The sequence below is a fragment of the Nonomuraea sp. NPDC048882 genome, from assembly GCF_040649755.1.
Taxonomy (GTDB): domain Bacteria; phylum Actinomycetota; class Actinomycetes; order Streptosporangiales; family Streptosporangiaceae; genus Nonomuraea; species Nonomuraea maheshkhaliensis.
In genome coordinates, this window is sequence record NZ_JBEZGB010000001.1 from 697836 (window position 1) to 715303 (window position 17468).

At 70.7% G+C, this 17468-nt stretch carries 14 protein-coding genes; 2 read left to right on the plus strand and 12 right to left on the minus strand.

Annotation, left to right across the window (positions count from 1 at the left end; genetic code table 11):
• Window positions 1-19: 19 nt before the first annotated feature.
• Entirely contained in the window at window positions 20-2656 is a 2637-nt protein-coding gene (gene ppdK / locus AB0C27_RS02965; RefSeq protein ID WP_357836897.1) for a pyruvate, phosphate dikinase, read from the minus strand.
• Window positions 2657-2887: 231 nt separating this feature from the next.
• Here ppdK and AB0C27_RS02970 point away from each other — a divergent pair, with 231 nt between their 5' ends.
• Window positions 2888-4240, plus strand: a complete 1353-nt coding sequence (locus AB0C27_RS02970) for a cytochrome b N-terminal domain-containing protein (RefSeq protein WP_357836900.1) — start codon at window positions 2888-2890, stop codon at window positions 4238-4240.
• Between the two features lie 63 nt (window positions 4241-4303).
• Here the strand turns inward: AB0C27_RS02970 and AB0C27_RS02975 are convergent, their stop codons facing one another.
• From AB0C27_RS02975 to AB0C27_RS03020, 10 genes are all read right to left on the minus strand, one after another.
• Window positions 4304-5491: a HAMP domain-containing sensor histidine kinase gene (locus AB0C27_RS02975; protein WP_346115336.1), complete on the minus strand. Its 1188-nt coding sequence runs from the start codon at window positions 5489-5491 to the stop codon at window positions 4304-4306.
• Window positions 5488-6153 (minus strand): response regulator transcription factor, encoded by a 666-nt coding sequence (locus AB0C27_RS02980; protein ID WP_357836903.1) that lies wholly within the window; start codon window positions 6151-6153, stop codon window positions 5488-5490. Before AB0C27_RS02980 ends, AB0C27_RS02975 begins: the two co-directional genes overlap by 4 nt.
• 9 nt (window positions 6154-6162) lie before the next feature.
• Window positions 6163-7155 carry a trypsin-like peptidase domain-containing protein gene (locus AB0C27_RS02985; protein WP_357836906.1) on the minus strand — a complete coding sequence of 331 codons (993 nt, stop codon included), beginning with the start codon at window positions 7153-7155 and terminating at the stop codon, window positions 6163-6165.
• A gap of 5 nt (window positions 7156-7160) precedes the next feature.
• Window positions 7161-8105, minus strand: a complete 945-nt coding sequence (locus AB0C27_RS02990; protein ID WP_357836909.1) for a VWA domain-containing protein — start codon at window positions 8103-8105, stop codon at window positions 7161-7163.
• Entirely contained in the window at window positions 8102-9055 is a 954-nt protein-coding gene (locus tag AB0C27_RS02995) for a DUF58 domain-containing protein (RefSeq protein WP_357836912.1), read from the minus strand. Before AB0C27_RS02995 ends, AB0C27_RS02990 begins: the two co-directional genes overlap by 4 nt.
• Window positions 9052-10032 carry an AAA family ATPase gene (locus AB0C27_RS03000; protein WP_346106267.1) on the minus strand — a complete coding sequence of 327 codons (981 nt, stop codon included), beginning with the start codon at window positions 10030-10032 and terminating at the stop codon, window positions 9052-9054. Before AB0C27_RS03000 ends, AB0C27_RS02995 begins: the two co-directional genes overlap by 4 nt.
• Window positions 10029-10187 (minus strand): hypothetical protein, encoded by a 159-nt coding sequence (locus AB0C27_RS03005; RefSeq protein ID WP_346106269.1) that lies wholly within the window; start codon window positions 10185-10187, stop codon window positions 10029-10031. Before AB0C27_RS03005 ends, AB0C27_RS03000 begins: the two co-directional genes overlap by 4 nt.
• Before the next feature lie 180 nt (window positions 10188-10367).
• Complete coding sequence (locus AB0C27_RS03010; protein WP_357836916.1) at window positions 10368-13478, minus strand: M14 family zinc carboxypeptidase; 3111 nt, start codon at window positions 13476-13478, stop codon at window positions 10368-10370.
• 221 nt (window positions 13479-13699) lie between these two features.
• On the minus strand, window positions 13700-15085 hold the full coding sequence (locus AB0C27_RS03015) for a glycine--tRNA ligase (RefSeq protein ID WP_346106273.1): 1386 nt from the start codon (window positions 15083-15085) through the stop codon (window positions 13700-13702).
• Window positions 15086-15177: 92 nt separating this feature from the next.
• On the minus strand, window positions 15178-15465 hold the full coding sequence (locus AB0C27_RS03020; protein WP_357836919.1) for an antibiotic biosynthesis monooxygenase: 288 nt from the start codon (window positions 15463-15465) through the stop codon (window positions 15178-15180).
• Between the two features lie 58 nt (window positions 15466-15523).
• On the opposite strand from AB0C27_RS03020, the gene AB0C27_RS03025 reads away from it, so the two are divergent.
• Window positions 15524-15880, plus strand: coding sequence for a DUF6703 family protein (locus tag AB0C27_RS03025; protein WP_357836922.1), 357 nt, complete (start codon window positions 15524-15526; stop codon window positions 15878-15880).
• Window positions 15881-15923: 43 nt separating this feature from the next.
• On the opposite strand, the gene AB0C27_RS03030 is transcribed toward AB0C27_RS03025, so the two are convergent.
• Window positions 15924-17465, minus strand: coding sequence for an aldehyde dehydrogenase family protein (locus tag AB0C27_RS03030; protein ID WP_357836925.1), 1542 nt, complete (start codon window positions 17463-17465; stop codon window positions 15924-15926).
• Window positions 17466-17468: the final 3 nt, after the last annotated feature.

The following is a 17468-nucleotide window of genomic DNA, read 5'->3' on the forward strand; positions in this document are numbered from 1 at the left end:
CACCAACCCCACGGGAACGTCAGCGGGTGTCGGAGTCGGTGTCGGTCAGGGCGGCGCGGCCGGCTTCCAGCCGGGCCACCGGGATGCGGAACGGGCTGCAGGAGACGTAGTCGAGGCCCACGTGGTGGCAGAAGTGGATCGAGGCAGGGTCGCCGCCGTGCTCGCCGCAGATCCCCAGGTGCAGATCGGGCCGGGCGGCCCTGCCCTCCTCGACGGCGATCTTGACCAGGCGGCCCACGCCCTCCTCGTCCAGGGACTCGAAGGGGGAGACGCCGAAGATGCCGAGGTCGAGGTAGCGGGAGAAGAAGGCCGATTCGACGTCGTCGCGCGAGAAGCCCCACACCATCTGGGTCAGGTCGTTGGTGCCGAAGGAGAAGAACTCGGCCGCCTCCGCGATCTGGCCCGCGGTCAGCGCCGCCCTGGGGACCTCGATCATGGTGCCGACCAGGGCCTGCACGCCGGTCTCCGCGAGGATCCTGACGGACTCCTCGCGGACCGCCTCCAGCTCCTGTACGGCGGCCACCAGCGGGATCATGATCTCGGGCCTGGCCCCCGGCACCTCCTTGGCGGCCTGGGCGATGGCCCTGACCTGCATCGCGAACAGGCCGGGGATGACCAGGCCGAGGCGGACGCCGCGCAGGCCGAGCATCGGGTTCTGCTCGTGCAGGCGCTTGACCGCGGCCAGCAATTTGCGGTCCTTGTCCGTGGCAGTGTCTGTGGCGGCCTTGACCGACAGGTCCACGATGTCGGGGAGGAACTCGTGCAGGGGCGGGTCGATCAGGCGGATCGTGACGGGCGCACCGTCCATAGCCTGAAATATGCCGATGAAGTCGGCTTTCTGGAGCGGCTCCAGGGCGTCCAGGGCCTGCTGGCGGGCCTCGTCCGTGGTGGCCAGCACGAGGTCCTCGACCAGCTGGCGGCGCTCGCCGAGGAACATGTGCTCCGTACGGCAGAGCCCGATCCCCTCACCGCCGAAGCGGCGGGCGCGGGCCGCGTCCTCGTTGGTGTCGGCGTTGGCCCTGATGCCGAGCCTGCGCGCCCCGTCGGCGTGCCGCATGATGCGGTCGACCGCGCGGACGAGATCGTCGCCCGGCTCGGAGGCGCCCTCGAAGTACTCCACCACGGCCGAGTCCACGACGGGCACCTCGCCGAGGTAGATCTCGCCGGTCGTCCCGTCGATCGAGATGACGTCGCCCTCGGAGACCACCACGCCGCCGGGGGCGGCGAAGCGGCGCTCGCCGGTGTGCACCTCCAGCTCCTCGGCCCCGCACACGCACGTCTTGCCCATCCCCCGCGCCACCACGGCGGCGTGGGAGGTCTTGCCGCCCCTGCTGGTCAAAATGCCCCTGGCGGCGATCATCCCGGCCAGGTCGTCGGGGTTGGTCTCGCGGCGGACGAGGATGACGTCCTCGCCCTGCCCGGCCAGCTCGACGGCGCGCTCGGAGGAGAAGACGACCTTGCCGACGGCGGCGCCGGGAGAGGCGTTCATGCCCTTGGCGATCTTCCGCTTGGGGGCACCCGCGTCGAAGCGGGGGAACATGAGCTGGGCGAGCTGGTCGCCGGTGACCCGGGTGACGGCCTCGTCCATCGTGATGAGGCCCTGGTCGACGAGCTGAGTGGCGATGCGGAACGCGGCCGCCGCCGTGCGCTTGCCGACCCGCGTCTGCAACATCCAGAGCTTGCCGCGCTCGATGGTGAACTCGATGTCGCACAGGTCGCGGTAGTGGTTCTCCAGCACTTCCATGATCCGCAGCAGCTCGTCGTACGAGTGCCGGTCGATGTTCTCCAGCTCCTGCAGCGGGATCGTGTTGCGGATCCCGGCCACCACGTCCTCGCCCTGGGCGTTCTGCAGGTAGTCGCCGTAGATGCCCTGCTGTCCCGTGCCGGGGTCACGGGTGAAGGCGACGCCGGTGCCGGAGTCGTCGCCGTAGTTGCCGAAGACCATGGCCATGATGTTCACGGCAGTGCCGAGGTCGGCGGGGATGCGCTCCTGGCGGCGGTAGAGGATGGCGCGCGGGGCGTTCCACGAGTCGAAGACGGCCATGACGGCCAGGCGCATCTGCTCGCGCGGGTCGGCCGGGAAGTCCTTGCCTGTCTGCTCGCGGACGATCCCCTTGTAGGTCTCCACCAGCCCCTGCAGCTCGCCCGCGTCCAGGTCGGTGTCCTGGCGCCGGCCCTTCAGCGTGTCGAGCGCCCGTTCGAACAGGTCGCCGTCGATGCCGAGCACGGTCTTGCCGAACATCTGGATGAGCCTGCGGTAGGAGTCCCAGGCGAAGCGGTCGTTGCCGCCGGCCTGCTTGGCCAGCCCGTGGACGGACTCGTCGTTGAGCCCGATGTTGAGCACGGTCTCCATCATCCCCGGCATGGAGAACTTCGCCCCTGAGCGGACGCTCACCAGCAGCGGATCGCCGGCCTGGCCGAGCTTCCTGCCCATCCGGGCCTCCAGCGCCTCCAGTTGCCCGGCGACCTCCTGGTCCAGCCCCTCCGGAACGGAGCCTTCCGTCAGGTAGTGGCGGCAGGCCTCGCTGGTGATCGTGAATCCAGGGGGAACGGGCAGCCCGAGGTTCGTCATTTCGGCGAGGTTCGCACCCTTACCGCCGAGAAGATCTTTCTGATTCCTGTTGCCCTCGGTGAAGTCGTAAACGTACTTGGCCACCACACGCTCCAATCAAACGCCTCTGTCCCGGACTCTACCGGGGGAATTGATGATGAAACTGCACTCCCCTCTTAAGTCACCGTTTGCGCTGGTAAAGGGCACATGAAAGGTCTAATCCAATTATACGACCAGCAGGTATGAAATTGGATTAGACCAATTGGTTTAAACCAATTCTTGAGAAAGGCGGCCCCCGGGTGCAGAATCGGATCACACCCCCACCAGGAGGCCCCCATGGCCACTCCTACCAAGCCCGGACGGCGGGCCCGCGTGCTCACCGGCTCCGCCAGGGCCGCCGTCGGCTCGGCGCGCTACCTCGACGACCGGCTGCCGTTCGGGCGCTGGTTACGGCCGCAGCTGCGCAAGCTCTTTCCCAGCCACTGGTCCTTCCTGCTGGGCGAGCTGGCGCTCTACTCGTTCGTGCTACTGATCCTCACGGGCACGTTCCTGACGCTGTTCTACAAACCGAACCCCGACGTGGCCTACGAGTCGGTCGTGGAGATCAGCGTGCAGGTGCGCGGCGGGCTGCTGATGCGCCAGCTGCACCACTGGGCGGCGACGGTGTTCGTGCTGGCGATCGTGGCCCACATGTGCCGGGTCTTCTTCACCGGGGCGTTCAGGAAACCTCGCGAGCTGACCTGGATGCTGGGGGCGCTGCTGTTCGGGCTGGCCCTGTTCGAGTCGTTCCTGGGGGTCTCGCTGCCCGCCGACCAGCTCGCGATGACGGGGCTGCGGCAGGCGCAGGGGCTGCTGCTGTCGATCCCGCTGGTGGGGACGTACCTGTCGGCGTTCGCGTTCGACGGCGGCTTCCCCGGCCAGGTCATCCCGCGCGTGTTCGTCACCCACGTGCTGCTCGTGCCCGGCATCCTGCTCGCCGTGGTGCCGCTGCACGCGCTCATCCTCACGTGGCGGCAGAAGCACACCGAACGGCGCGCCACGGCCGCCGGCGAGCAGACGGTGACCGGCGGGCCGTTCTTCCCTTACTTCGCGGTCAAGAACGGCGCGACGGCGCTGTTCACGATCGGGTTCATCGCGCTGCTGGCCACGTTCGTCCGGGTCAACCCGGTGTGGGAGCACGGCGCCTACCGTCCGGGCGGCGCGCCGCCGTCGGCGCAGCCGTTCTGGTACGCCGGGGTGCTGGAAGGGGCGCAGCGGCTGGTTCCCGCTTGGGAGGTCACGGTCGGCGGCTACGTGCTGCAGTTCGGGCTCTGGGTCCCGCCGCTGGTTCTGACCGTCTTCTTCGGCGTGCTGCTGTTCTACCCGTTCCTGGAGCGCCGGTTCACCGGCGACCACGACGTCCACCACCTGCTCGACCGGCCGGCACAGGCGCCCGCGCGGACGGCGCTGGGCGTCGGGGTGATCACGTTCTTCACCGTGCTCTGGGCGGGCACGTGGGTCTCGGCGCCGCCGCCGGTGATGAGCTCGGCGCCCGGGTTCCCCGCGCCGCCGCCGCCCGCGCCCGCGCTGCTGACGGTCCCTCCTGAGACCTACGAGCTGGTCGTGCTCGGCCTGCGGATCGCGGTGGTCGTGCTGCCGGTGGCGGCCTTCCTGCTCACGAGGGCCTGGTGCCGCCGCAGGCCGGACTAGGGTTTCCCGAGCTTCAAGTGTTCCCGAGCAGGCCCGTCTCAGGCGTTCCCGAGCAGGCCGGTCTCACGCGTTCCCGAGCAGGTCGGCGAGGGGGTTGTGGCCGGGCGGCGTGCCGGGCACGCCGCCGCGCGGAGGCAGCCAGAGCACGAACGTGGACCCCTGGCCCAGCTGCGAGAACACCGCCACGCGGCCCCCGTGCGACTCCACGATCTGGCGGACGATGGCCAGGCCCAGGCCCGTGTGCCGGTCCCTGCGGCTGGACTCGCCGCGCCAGAAGCGGTCGAACACCCGCGCCTGGTCGGCCTCCCGTAGCCCGGGGCCGTCGTCGCCGACCGCCGCCCAGAGCCAGCCCTCGTCCCGGCCCGCCGAGGCCCTGATCGTGCCGCCGGGCGGCGAGAGGCGTACGGCGTTGGAGAGCAGGTTGGCCACGGCGCGGCGCAGCGCGTCGGCGTCGCCGGTCATCTCCAGCCCCGAGCCCAGGTCGCGGACGATCGCGATCCGGCGCGCCGCGGCGGGGGCGGCGTACTCCTCGCACGCCTCCCCCACCACCCTGGCCAGGTCGAGATCGGCGTCGGCGAACGCGGTGCCCTGCCGCCTCGCGGTGGCCAGCAGGTCCTCGACCAGCCGGGTCATGCGGGTGGTCGCGCGGTCCACGATGGCCACGGCCCTGACCCGCTCCTCCTCGCTGGCGTCGGGGGCGGCCAGCACGGCGTCCACGTTCGCCCTGATGATGGTCAGCGGGCTGCGCAGCTCGTGCGAGGCGTCGTCGATGAGCTGGCGTTGCGCGCTGAACGCCTCCTCCAGCCGGTCGAGCATGGTGTCGATGGTGTCGGCCAGGTCCTTCAGCTCGTCGCGCGGTCCGTCCAGCTCGATGCGCCGCTTCAGGTCGGTGGCCTGGATCTCCTCCGTCGTACGGGTGATCGCCCTGACCGGCCGCAGCACCCGCCCGGCCAGCACCCAGCCGATGCCCAGGCTGGCCACGTACAGGGCGGCCAGGGTGTAGAGGGAGTAGTCGCGCAGCGTGGCCATGGTCTGGACGTTGACCTGGTTCTCCACCTCCTCGACGAAGACCACCTCGCGCTTGCCGAGGTATTGGTTGCCGCTGTACGCCTTCGCGAACTCGGTCGTGACCGGCCGCTGGTCGGTGGTCTTGGACACAGCGAGGTAGATGCCGCCGAGCACGAGCGCGGCCAGCACGAACAGCAGCCCCGAGTAGAGCACGGTGATCCGGAAGCGGATGGTGTGGATCACGACGGCTCCTTCAGCCGGTAGCCACGGCTGATCACGGTCTCGATCAGGCCCTCTTCCTGCAGCTTGCGGCGCAGGTTGCCGACCGTGACGCGGACGGTGCTGGTGAACGGGTCGGTGTGCTCGTCCCAGACGTGTTCGAGCAGTTCCTCGGCGGACACGACGTGGCCCGGCCTGGTCATCAGGTAGTGCAGCACGCCGTACTCCTTCGGGGTCAGCGCCAGCGACCGGCCGTCGAGCGACACCTCCAGCCTGGCGGTGTCGATCCGCAGCCCGCCGACCTCCAGCACGGAGGTGCCGCCCCCGGTGTCCCTGCGCAGCAGGGCCCGTACCCGGGCCAGCAGCTCGGGGAAGGCGAACGGCTTGACCAGGTAGTCGTCCGCGCCCTCGTCGAGGCCGCGGACCCGGTCGTCGAGGCGGTCGCGGGCGGTGATCATGATGATGCGTACCCCCTGGCCGGCCGAGCGCACGGTCCGGCAGAGCTGGAAGCCGTCGCCGCCGGGCAGGTTGAGGTCGAGCAGGACCAGGTCGTAGGTGTTGACCTGCAGCTTCTCGTGCGCGGAAGGGGCGTCGTAGGCCACGTCCACCGCGTACCCGGCCCGGACCAGGCCGACGCGCAACGCGTCGACCAGGTCTTCTTCGTCCTCCACCACCAGCAGTCGCATATTTCGAGCCTAGTTTCGGATGATGCGGTCCGCGATGGGCGCCGCCCGGTCGATGGGGATGGCGAACCCGATGCCGATGTTGCCGCCTCCCCTGCCGGACGCGATCGCGGTGTTCACGCCCACGACCTCACCCCGGGCGTTCACCAGCGGGCCGCCGGAGTTGCCCGGGTTGATGGAGGCGTCGGTCTGCACGGCCGTACGGGAGAAGCCGCCCAGGCGCACCTCCCGGTCCAGCGCGCTGACGATGCCGGCGGTGACCGTCCCCGACAGGCCCAGCGGCGAGCCGATGGCCAGCACCTGCTCCCCCACGGACAGGTCGGAGGACCGGCCGAGCGTAGCCGGGGTAAGCCGGCTCGGGTCGTCCAGCTCCAGCACGGCCAGGTCCTCGCCGTCGTCGGCGCCGGCGACGCGGGCGGGCAGCCGGCTGCCGTCGCTCAGCACCACCGTGACCTGGCTGCTGCCCCTGACCACGTGGGCGTTGGTGAGGATGTGTCCGCGTTCGTCCACCGCGAAGCCGGAGCCGCCGCTGCTGCGCGTCTCGATCTGGACGACGCTGGGCAGCACGCGGGCCGCCGTCGCGCTCAGGCCGGTCAGCCCGGCGGAGGGGACGGGTGCCGCCCTCGGGAGGGCGGCGACGGGGGCCGGCGCGGGCCCTTCGAACAGCCCGGCGCCGGCCGTGGCCACCGCCGCCCCGCCGAGCGCGCCGGTCAGCGCCGCCACGAGCCCGGCCGCCACCAGCAGCCGCCCCCGGGGCGACTCGGGCGCGCTCCGCCCACCGTCCGTCCCCGGGACGGACACGGCCGGTACGGGACGCGGCGGCGGCCCGATCAGCGGCGGCAGCACGGGCGGCGGTGAGACAGGCGGCGGGCCGCCGGCCGGGGGCTCCAGCCGGGCAGGCGGCGGGCCGCCGAAGGCCCCCCGCCGGGTCGGCGGCGCGTCGTCGGGCTCCGGCCGGGCGCCCGGTGCCGGGCTCAGGAAGTCGGGCCCCTGCGGGTTGCCCATGCCTCTCACGGCAGCCTCGAGAACCACAACATCGACGTCATCGCCGCGATGAGCGCGAAGATCAGCCCCGCTCCGACGAACCACTGCCAGACCTCCTGACGCTCGATCCGATACCCGACCGACGTGCCGATGTCCTCATAGACCGCCTGCAACTCGTCGCCGCTGGCCGCCTCGTAGAAGCCGCCGCCGGCCGCGTCGGCCAGGCCGCGCAGCGCGGGCCCGTCCACCGGCACCGGCACCTCCTGTCCGCCCAGGCTGATGGTGCCGTCCGCCGTTCCGTAGGCGATGGTCGTGACGGGGACGCCCCGCGAGGACGCCTGCGCCGCCGCGTCGGGCACCGTGCGGCCGGTGGTGTTGGAGCCGTCGGACAGCAGCACGATGTGCGCGGGAGGCGCCTCCTCCTCCGAGTCGAGTGCGGCGATGGCGTCGAGAGAGGAGAAGACGGCCTCGCCGATGGCGGTGCCGGAGCCGGTGCTGAGCCGGTCGAGCGCGCTCAGCACCGTACGCCGGTCCGTGGTGGGCGGCACGGCGACCGAGGCCGACGCCGAGAACGACACCAGGCCCAGGTTGAACCGCTCCGGCAGGCCCTGGACGAACTGCCTGGCCGCCTGCTTGGCCGCCTCGAACCGGTTGGGCAAGACGTCGGTCGCCCCCATGGAGGCCGAGACGTCGAACGCCACCATGATCGTCGCCCGTTCGCGCGGCACCCGCACCTCGGCCGTCGGCCGGGCGAAGCCCACCACGAGCAGGGCGAACATGAGCAGCAGCGCCGCCGCGGGGACGTGCCTGCGCCAGCCGGGCCGCCGCGGCGCGACCTTGTCCAGCAGGTCGAGGTTGGTGAAGCGGACAGCGTAGGAGGTCCTGCTCCGCAGCGCCATGACCACGTACGTCACCGCCAGCAGGGCCACGGGGACGAGCAGCAGCAGCCACAGGGGCGCGAGGAGGCTCACGCGGCGTCACCTCCGCCCTCCGGCGGCCGCCCCTGCCGGGTCGGCCCCGTCGCCAGCGCGGCGAGGCGCCGCTGGCGCATGACGTGCCTGACCAGGTCGCGCACCCAGTCCCGGTCCGTACGCAGCCGCAGGTGGGCGGCCCCGGCCCGGCGCAGTCCCTGGGTGACGGCGTCGCGCTGCCCGGCCGCCGCCTCGGCGTACCTGCGCCGCAGCCGCGCGCTGCCGGTGGCGACCTCGCGCCGCCGTCCCGTCTCCGGGTCGACGAGCGTCAGGATCCCCACGTCGGGCAGGCTCAGCTCACGCGGATCGACCACCTCCACGGCCAGCAGCTGGTGCCGGGCGGCGAGCGCGCGCAGCGGCTGCTCCCACGTCGGCGGCGGGTCGAGGAAGTCCGAGACGACGACGACCAGGCCGCGCCGGCGTGCCGTCCGGCCGAGCTGGTCGGCCGCCACGCCGATCAGCGGCTCGCTCACCCCCGGCTGGGTGCGCGGCAGCGCGAAGGCCGCCTGGAGCAGCGCCATCAGGTGCGGCCGGCCCGTCCTGGCGGGCAGCGCCTTGACGCCGCCGCCGTGCAGCAGGTGGACGCCGATCCTGTTGCCGGTCCGCTGGATGAGGAAGCCGATCGCGGCCAGGGCCGACAGGGCCAGCTCCCGCTTCTCCATCGCCACGGTGCCGAAGTCCATGCTGGCGGTGGCGTCGAGCAGGGCCCAGATCTCCAGTTCCCGGTCGGCGACCAGGTCCCTGACGTGCGGTTCGTTCGTGCGGGCGGTGACGTTCCAGTCCATCCGCCGCACGTCGTCGCCCGGCTGGTAGGGCCGCGACTCGGCCGGCTCGCTGCCCGGACCTGGCACCAGGCCGAGATGTTCGCCCTGGAGAAGTCCATCGAGTCTCCTGGTGATCGTCAGTTCGAGCCGGCGCAGCGCGGGCTCGGCCATCAGGTACGGCCTCATGCCACGGCCTCCTGCTGCGGGGCGATGACCGGCATCGGCACGGCCGCGAGCACGCGGTCCACGATCTGCCGGGGCATGACCCCGTCGGCCAGGGCGTCGAAGGAGAGCACGAGCCGGTGTGCCATGACGTCGTGGGCGAGGTCGCGTACGTCCTCGGGCAGCACGTACTCGCGCCCGCGCATGAGCGCCAGCGCCCGCCCGGCCGCGAGGAGGCCGAGTGTGGCCCTGGGGCTCGCCCCGAAGGCCAGCAGCCGGTCCACGTCCTGCACGCCGTAGCGGCCGGGGTCGCGGGTGGCGTAGACGAGGCGGACGGCGTACTCGGCGACCGCGTGGTGCACGAAGACCTCCTCGGCCCGGCGCTGCAACGCGACGACCTGCGCCGGGCCGAGGATGTTCTGGGGCACGGGCGGGTCCACGCTCATGCGGTAGACGATCGCCAGCTCCTCCGACTCGCTGGGATGGTCCACGTCGATCTTCATGAGGAAGCGGTCCCGCTGTGCCTCGGGCAGGTGGTAGACGCCCTCCGACTCGATCGGGTTCTGGGTGGCCAGCACCAGGAACGGATCGGGCACCCGGTGCGTGACCCCGCCGATGCTGACCTGGTGCTCGGCCATGATCTCCAGCAGCGCGGACTGCACCTTCGCGGGCGCCCGGTTGATCTCGTCGGCGAGCACCAGGTTGACCATGACCGGGCCGAGCTCGACGTCGAACGACTCGGTGGAGGGCCGGTAGATCCGGGTGCCGATGATGTCGGACGGCACCAGGTCCGGCGTGAACTGGATGCGGGCGAACGTCCCCCCGACCACGGTGGCCATGGTCTCGGCGGCCAGGGTCTTCGCGATCCCGGGAACCCCTTCGAGCAGGCAGTGCCCCTTGGCCAGCACCGCGACGAGCAGCCGCTCGACCATGTGGTCCTGGCCCACGATCACCCGCTTGACCTCGAACAGGGCCCGTTCGAGCAGCGCCTGGTCCGTCATGGCCGCAGGCTTCCGTAGTGGCAGTCGTCCATGACGACCCGCAGCTCCAGAGCGGTCGGCTCCGGATCGGCGAACGCGGCGCTCCCCGTCGTGAACGACGTCATGAGCAACGCGACGGCCGCGAGAACCACCAGAGCGAAACGTGATGTACGCATTGGATTCCTCGTCCCTCGTATCGGCTTACGACGAATGTCATCAAGAGACCGCGAAAACCCGCGTAACCGCCGCCTTTACACGATCTTTCGGTCTCTCACCGCACGAAACGGCCACCCCCTGAGCGGAGGTGGCCGTTCCGTGTGGTGCTCAGCCGATCAGCCGTTCGGCAACGCGGCCGCTCAGCCGATCAGGTACCGCAGGATCTTCCGCAGTGACGCACTACGCGCCGCGTCGCTGCCGAGCTGCTCCAGCCCGAAGCCGAGCAGCACCGTGTCCTTGGTGGTCACGGCCGCCGTCCGGTCGGCGGAGGCGCGGACGAAGTCGCCGCCGCCGGTCGGGCTGCCCGCCGGAGGTCCGGGGGTCGCCCAGGCGCCGAGCCCGGTCTCGAAGCCCTCGGCCTGGGTGGTGCCGCCGGTCGTGGTGAGCCGGGTGTCGTCCACGAACGCGCCGACGCCGCCGGTGGCGGGGTCGGTCACGTAGCTGATCGACACCTCGACCTGCTGCCCGGCGTAGGCGGACAGGTCGAACGCCACCTGCTGCCAGCCGCCCGAGTCGCCGGTGAACCGGTTCCACGATCCGCTGCTCCCCGTCGGCTGACAGGGGTTGCCGCGGGTCAGGTAGTGCTCCAGCCACGGGTGCTCGTCCAGGTAGAAGTCGGCCTCGCACTCGGACGGGACGCCGGTGTCGGTGCCGCCGTTGAGGTCGGGCAGCGTGGTCCAGTTCTCCTGGCCGACCGTGTGGGCCTCGACGATGACGTTGTCGTAGCCGGGCTCGGTGTCGAAGGAGAGCTGGAAGGCCAGCCGCGGCTGCTGCGCCGCCGTCACGGAGCCCAGGTCGATCGTCCTGGTCAGCCGCATGTACGAGTCGTCGGCGTGCGGCCCGGCCATGTACCAGGCGCCTTCGACGGGGTCGAACGGTCCCGGGGCGCCGAGCGCGTAGTCGGCGGCCGGGGTGCCGGTGAACCTCGGGAAGTCCGTGCCCATGGGGAACAGCACACCCGCCTCGTCCACCGGGTTGTCCACCGTGGCGGGGCCGCCGAACGTGCCACTGGTCCCGGCCAGCGGGCCGGTGCCGGTGAAGCCGCTGGGGTTGGCCCGCGGCAGCCGGCCGGCCAGGCCCATGTAGTACTGGGTGAAGTCGTCGGCCAGCAGCAGGCACTCGTCGAACAGCCCCTGGATGGTGGTGACCACGCAGTCGCCGTCGGGGTTGCCGTCGATGCCGTAGTAGATGCCGCCGACGATGGTGTCGAGAATGCCGTAGTACGCGGCGGTCTCGCCGGTGTAGAGGAGCTTGCCGCCCTCGTTCAGGTAGTCGCGGACGGCGATGGTCAGGTCCTGCTGCGAACGCTTGACGTCGGCGTCCGGCAGGTTGCCGAGCGGGGTCACGGTGACCACGTCCTGCTGGTCCATGGACAGCCGGTTGTCGCCCAGCTCCCACACCAGGCCCTTGAAGTGCGACAGCACGCCGAGGTGGTGCGGCACGCCCTGGGCGTCCACGTCCCACGTCTCTGAGGAGTACCCGGCGGCCTGGAGGGCCTGCTTGTACCGGGTGGCGTACTTGGGCGCCGTGACGCTGTCCGGATAGTCCGGGTTGAAGCCGGTGTAGTCCTCGTTGGCCAGCACCAGCACCTTGGCTCGCGAGTCCGTGGCCAGCCGGTAGGTGAAGTGCTCGCTGGAGACGACGCCGGCGCCGGGCTTGACGCCCTGGAACCAGACCTCGACCCGGTCACCCGGTCGCGCGCCGGTCACGGTGGCGCGGTACTCGGCGAAGTAGAGGTCGTTCTCGTCGCCGTAGCGCTCGCCGCCCTTCCACTCACTCAGCGGCTTGACCCGCGCGGGGCCGCCGTTGATGCGGTAGCGCAGCACCTTGTCGCGCAGGGACCGGCGGGCGGTGACCGCCACCGGCTGCGGGTCGCCGTATGAGACGGAGAAGGAGTCGGGCTGGAAGTCGGGCACGGTGCGCCCGACCACGGAGACCGGCTTGTCCGGCGTGTGCACGGACTTGGCCGCGGCCAGTGCCAACGGCACGTTGCGCAGGAACTCGTCCTGGATGAGCGCCTCGCTGTCGGGGAAGGTGAAGCCGAGGCCGCCCGCGCAGTCCGCCAGCGTCCACTCGTCGTTCGGGTCGCGCTCGACGGCGTCCTCACACGTGGACATCTCGGGCGTGATGGACATGATCTTCCGTACGTTCGTCATGTGCCCGTCGAGCTCGCCGTTGGTGGTGTAGAGCTCGGCGCCGATGTCGGGGTCGTAGCCCTGGACGGCGGGGTTGGCGTCGTCGCCCAGCAGGGCCTCGAAGATCAGGTCGTCGGGCGACGGGGTGGCCTGCTGCCAGCCGACCCCGTACAGGAGCAGCATGGCGGCCGAGTGGTAGTTCAGCAGGTACGTGAACCGCACCCGCTTGGCCAGGTTGTCCAGCGCCACGGTCTCCGGCTCCGACTGGGCGGCGGCACCGCGGTAGGTCTGGCTGGAGGCGAGGCTGGAGGAGCCCTCGTCGTCGTAGCGCCACTTGTAGGAGAAGTTGCGGTTGAGGTCCACGCCGTCGTTGCTGGTGAGCTGCCCGTCGCCGTCGTTGTCGCGCAGGTTCTTGCGCCACAGGCGGTTGTCGGGGGTGAAGGTGTGGTCGTAGCCGTCGGGGTTGGCGACCGGCAGGAACCACAGCTCGGTGGTGTTGATCAGCTTGGTCAGCTCGGCGTCGGCGCCGTAGCCGTTGAGGAAGTGGTGCAGCAGGCGCCGCACCATCTCGGGCGTGATCCACTCGCGGGCGTGCTGCGCGGCCGAGTACAGCATGGCCGGGCGCTTGCCGTCGCCCAGGGTCCTGGCGTTCTTGGTCACCTTGATCGCGGTGATCGGCGTGCCGTTGAGGCTGTTGCCGAGCTCGACGACCTTGGCGATGCCCGGCTTGGCGTTCGCCGCCGCGACGATCTCTTCGCGGATGCCTCCGGCGCCCGCGTACCGCTTGAAGACCCCGTCCGCCTGGAGTGACCGGCGGGCGGCGGTGTTCTGGGCGCGGAGGGTGACGCCCTGGCCGGCGAGGGAGTCGGCCAGCGCGGAGGCCAGGATCACCTCGACGGTGACCTTGCCGCCCGCCCGTTTGACGATCCGCATCTCCTCGCGGTCCACGCCCGCGGCGACCAGCTTGGCGAGCTGGTCGGCGGTGAGCTCACCGCTGTAGACGAAGACGCCGTCGGGCCCGCTCTGGGGTGGTTTCGGCACCGCCGAGGCGGGCGGGATGGTGAACGAGCCGAGTAACAGGAGCATGCCGGCGAACATGATCAGTGCGCGCTTCATCGCGCCTCCGAAGAGTCAGCCCCCGAATTGCCGCTAAGGATGCCCGCAATGTCCGCGTATGCCGGGGGCTTGTCAATCATGACGGCCACATCCGGTCAAACATTTGACGACTTGGCCCGCAGCACACTCGCCCGGACGGACAGCGCGACCGGAACGCGGCGCACACGCCGACGGGCCGCCCGCCGAGAAGTCGGCGGGCGGCCCGTCAGGTCAAGCGTGGATCAGTCGTTGAGGTGCTGGCGGAGGTAGGCGTCCACACCGTCGATGGAGATGCGCTCCTGGGCCATCGAGTCACGCTCGCGGATGGTCACCGCGTGGTCCTCAAGGGTGTCGAAGTCGACCGTGATGCAGAACGGCGTGCCGATCTCGTCCTGGCGGCGGTAGCGGCGGCCGATCGCGCCCGCGTCGTCGAACTCCACGTTCCACCGGCGACGCAGCTGCGTGGCCAGGTCGCGGGCCTTGGGCGACAGGTCGGCGTTGCGCGACAGCGGCAGCACCGCGGCCTTGACCGGCGCGAGCCGGTGGTCGAGCCGCATGACCGTGCGCTTCTCCAGCACGCCCTTGGCGTTGGGCGCCTCGTCCTCGCTGTAGGCGTCGAGCAGGAACGTCAGCGTGGCGCGGTCGACACCGGCAGCCGGCTCGATGACGTAGGGGACGTAACGCTCTCCCGTGTCCTGCTCGAAGAAGCTGAGGTCGGTGCCCGACGCCTTGGAGTGGGCGGTCAGGTCGAAGTCGGTGCGGTTGGCGATGCCCTCGAGCTCGCCCCACTCAGAGCCGGTGAAGTTGAAGCGGTACTCGACGTCGACCGTGCGCTTGGAGTAGTGGGAGAGCTTCTCCTTGGGGTGCTCGTAAAGGCGCAGGTTGTCCTTGTTGATGCCCAGGTCGGAGTACCAGCGGAAGCGCTCGTCGATCCAGTACTGGTGCCACTCCTCGTCGCTGCCCGGCTTGACGAAGAACTCCATCTCCATCTGCTCGAACTCGCGGGTGCGGAAGATGAAGTTGCCCGGCGTGATCTCGTTGCGGAACGACTTGCCGATCTGGCCGATGCCGAACGGGATCTTCCTGCGCGCCGACTGCTGCACGTTGAGGTAGTTGATGAAGATGCCCTGCGCGGTCTCGGGCCGCAGGTAGGCCAGGCCCGACTCGTCCTCGACCGGGCCGAGGTAGGTCTTGAGCAGGCCGCTGAACTGCCGGGGCTCGGTGAAGGTGCCCTTGTTGCCGCAGTTGGGGCAGGTGATGCCGGCCAGGCCGCCCTCGGGCTCCTTGCCGTTCTTCTCCTCGTAGGCCTCGATGAGGTGATCGGCGCGGAAGCGCTTGTGGCAGGACAGGCACTCCGTCAGCGGGTCGGTGAAGGTGTCGACGTGGCCGCTGGCCCGCCACACCTCGGGGGCCAGGATGACGCAGGAGTCGAGGCCCACCACGTCGTCGCGCGACTGGACCATCGACAGCCACCACTGCCGCTTGACGTTGTTCTTCAGCTCGACGCCCAGAGGACCGTAGTCCCACGACGCGCGCAGTCCGCCGTAGATCTCGCTCGACGGGTAAACGAGCCCGCGGCGTTTGGCGAGGCTGACGATGGTGTCCATGACGTCGGTGCGTCGTGCCATTTGGTTGGTTCTCTTTCCGGCTGGAGGTCGGCGAGTGAAATCGGTGAGATCCCAGCTTAGGGGACGGGCGCCGCTCTCGCGCGCGACTAGGGCTATGCCCCGTCGCGGAGGTAGACGTCCTCGTATGCGCTGGGTTCGTGGACCATGAGGATCATCAGCGGATACATCACCATCCTGGACGCGGAAAGCGCTCTTCGGTAGAACCCCGCGCCCTCCCATTCCGACACCAGCGCCCACAGATTGGGCTCGTCCACCGAGCGGGCCAGCCTGCCCCGCTGGTAGCCCGGCTGGGTGGCGAACGCGTCGAGAATCGTGTGGCCCTGCTTGACGAAGTCCTGCGACTGGGACTCTGGGACGGTGTATCGGATCACGGCGAGCACCCGACCAGCCTAAAGGCGCTCATCCCCCCTGGCGCCCCATCTCCCGTAGGCTCTGGACGTGGCCCCTCAGAACAAGCGCGGCGGCAAGCGTCCCATCCCGCAGGGCGAGCAGTTCTTCACGCCCGGCGCGACCGGCCTGCGCGCGGCGGTGGAGCGGCGCAGCGCCGTGCCGATGACGTTCCTGTTCACCCAGGTGCCCCGGTGGGTGGCGCCGGTTCTCCTGGTGATCCTGCTGCTGGTCGGGTTCGCCGTGGCCAATCCGCTGGGCGGCGTGGCCGTGCTGCCGGTGCTCGCGTTCATCGGGTGGCTGGGCTACCTGTCGTGGCCGTCGCTGAGCGTGGGCGGCAAGCTGTTGCGGGTCGCCATGCTGACGTTTCTCGTCCTGCTCGTGGCGACCCGCTTCGGGGCCTTCTGAGCCCGTCAGCCCGTCTCTGAGCCTGCCCGTCGATAAGCCCGGGTCACGGGAGCAGGGTGTAGTGGGGGAAGTTGCCCGGCAGGCGCTCCGTCTCGCCGTCCCCGCCGCTCGTGGCGGCGCGGACGAGCAGGTCGCCGCCGACGAACGCGCCGCGCCACGACGCGCCGAGCCCGCCGAAGAGCTCCTCCCTGTCCCCGCGCGAGCGCGGCCTGTTGTGGCCCACCTTGAACGCGCGGATCTCGGGCGCGAGCCGGGCGAAGGTCTCCTCCCGCTCGCAGGACAGGGTGGCCACCAGTGCGCCGTTACTGGCGTTCATCGCGGCCAGCAGCTCCGCCTCCGTGTCCACCAGCACGATCGTGTCGACCGGGCCGAACGGCTCGGCGTGGTGGAGGGGTGAGGAGGGCGGCGGGTTGAGCAGCGCCGTCGGAGCAAAGTAAGCGGAAATATCCTGACCGGGGAGGAAGTGTCCGGACTCCAGGGACGCCCGATGGATCGGCACGCCGCCCCTGGCCACCGCCTCGTCCACCTGGTCGGCCAGTTCCTTGGCCTTCGAGGCGTTGACCAGCGGCCCGAAGTCCAGCTCAGGCAGCGGGTCGTCCGGATCGGCCACCGCCAGCGGATGCCCGAAGCGCAGCGAGCCCACGGCCTGGAGGTAGGCGGCCAGGAACTCGGGGAAGAGCGAGCGCTGCACGACGAAGCGCGGGTAGGCGGTGCAGCGCTGCTTGGCGTAGTCGAAGGACGCCCTGATCTGCCTCGTGAGCAGGTCCCAGTCGCCGTACTCCCACACGCCCCAGCAGTTGAGCCCCTCCTGCTCCAGCACGTGCCGGCGGCCGAGGTCGGCCAGCGAGGTGGCCACCTTGGCCCCGGCGTCCCTGCCGCCCACAAACGAGACGCACCCGAGCGAGCGCCCGGCCACCAGCACCGGCGACAGCTCCGCCCCTCCCCCGCTCACCAGCGTGAACGGCAGCCCCTCACGGACGGCCAGGGCGCTGGCCAGGGTGAGGCAGCACAGCCCGCCGTCCGTGGGCGTCTTGGCGATCACCGCGTTGCCGGCCAGCGCCTGGATCAGCATGGCGTGCATGAGCACGCTCATCGGATAGTTCCAGCTGGCGATGTTGCTGACTGGGCCGGGCAGCGGCACCCGGCCCTCGACCATGCGGTCGATCTCGCCGACGTACCAGCGCACGCCGTCCAGGCAGCGGTCCACGTCGGCGCGGGCCGTCTTCCACGGCTTGCCGATCTCCCAGACCAGCAGCAGGGCCAGCAGGTCGCGGTGCGCCGCCATGGACTCCACCGCCGCCGACACCATGGCCTTGCGCTCGGCGAGCGGCAGGTAGCGCCAGCGGTTGTGCTCCTCGACCGCGCCCGCCGCCGCGCGGCTCGCGCCCGCCCGGTCCAGCCGGGGCAGGCCGGCGATGGCGGTGCCGTCCAGGGGTGAGAACGCCGGAACCGGGCGCCCGTCGCGGTGCCAGATGCCGCCCCAGTGGTTCAGCACCCGCTCGTCGTGGAAGGCCTCGGGAGCCACCGAGCAGCACTGCTCGTAGGCCTCCCGCCAGGATGTGCCCGGCTTGAGCCGCATGTGCATCCC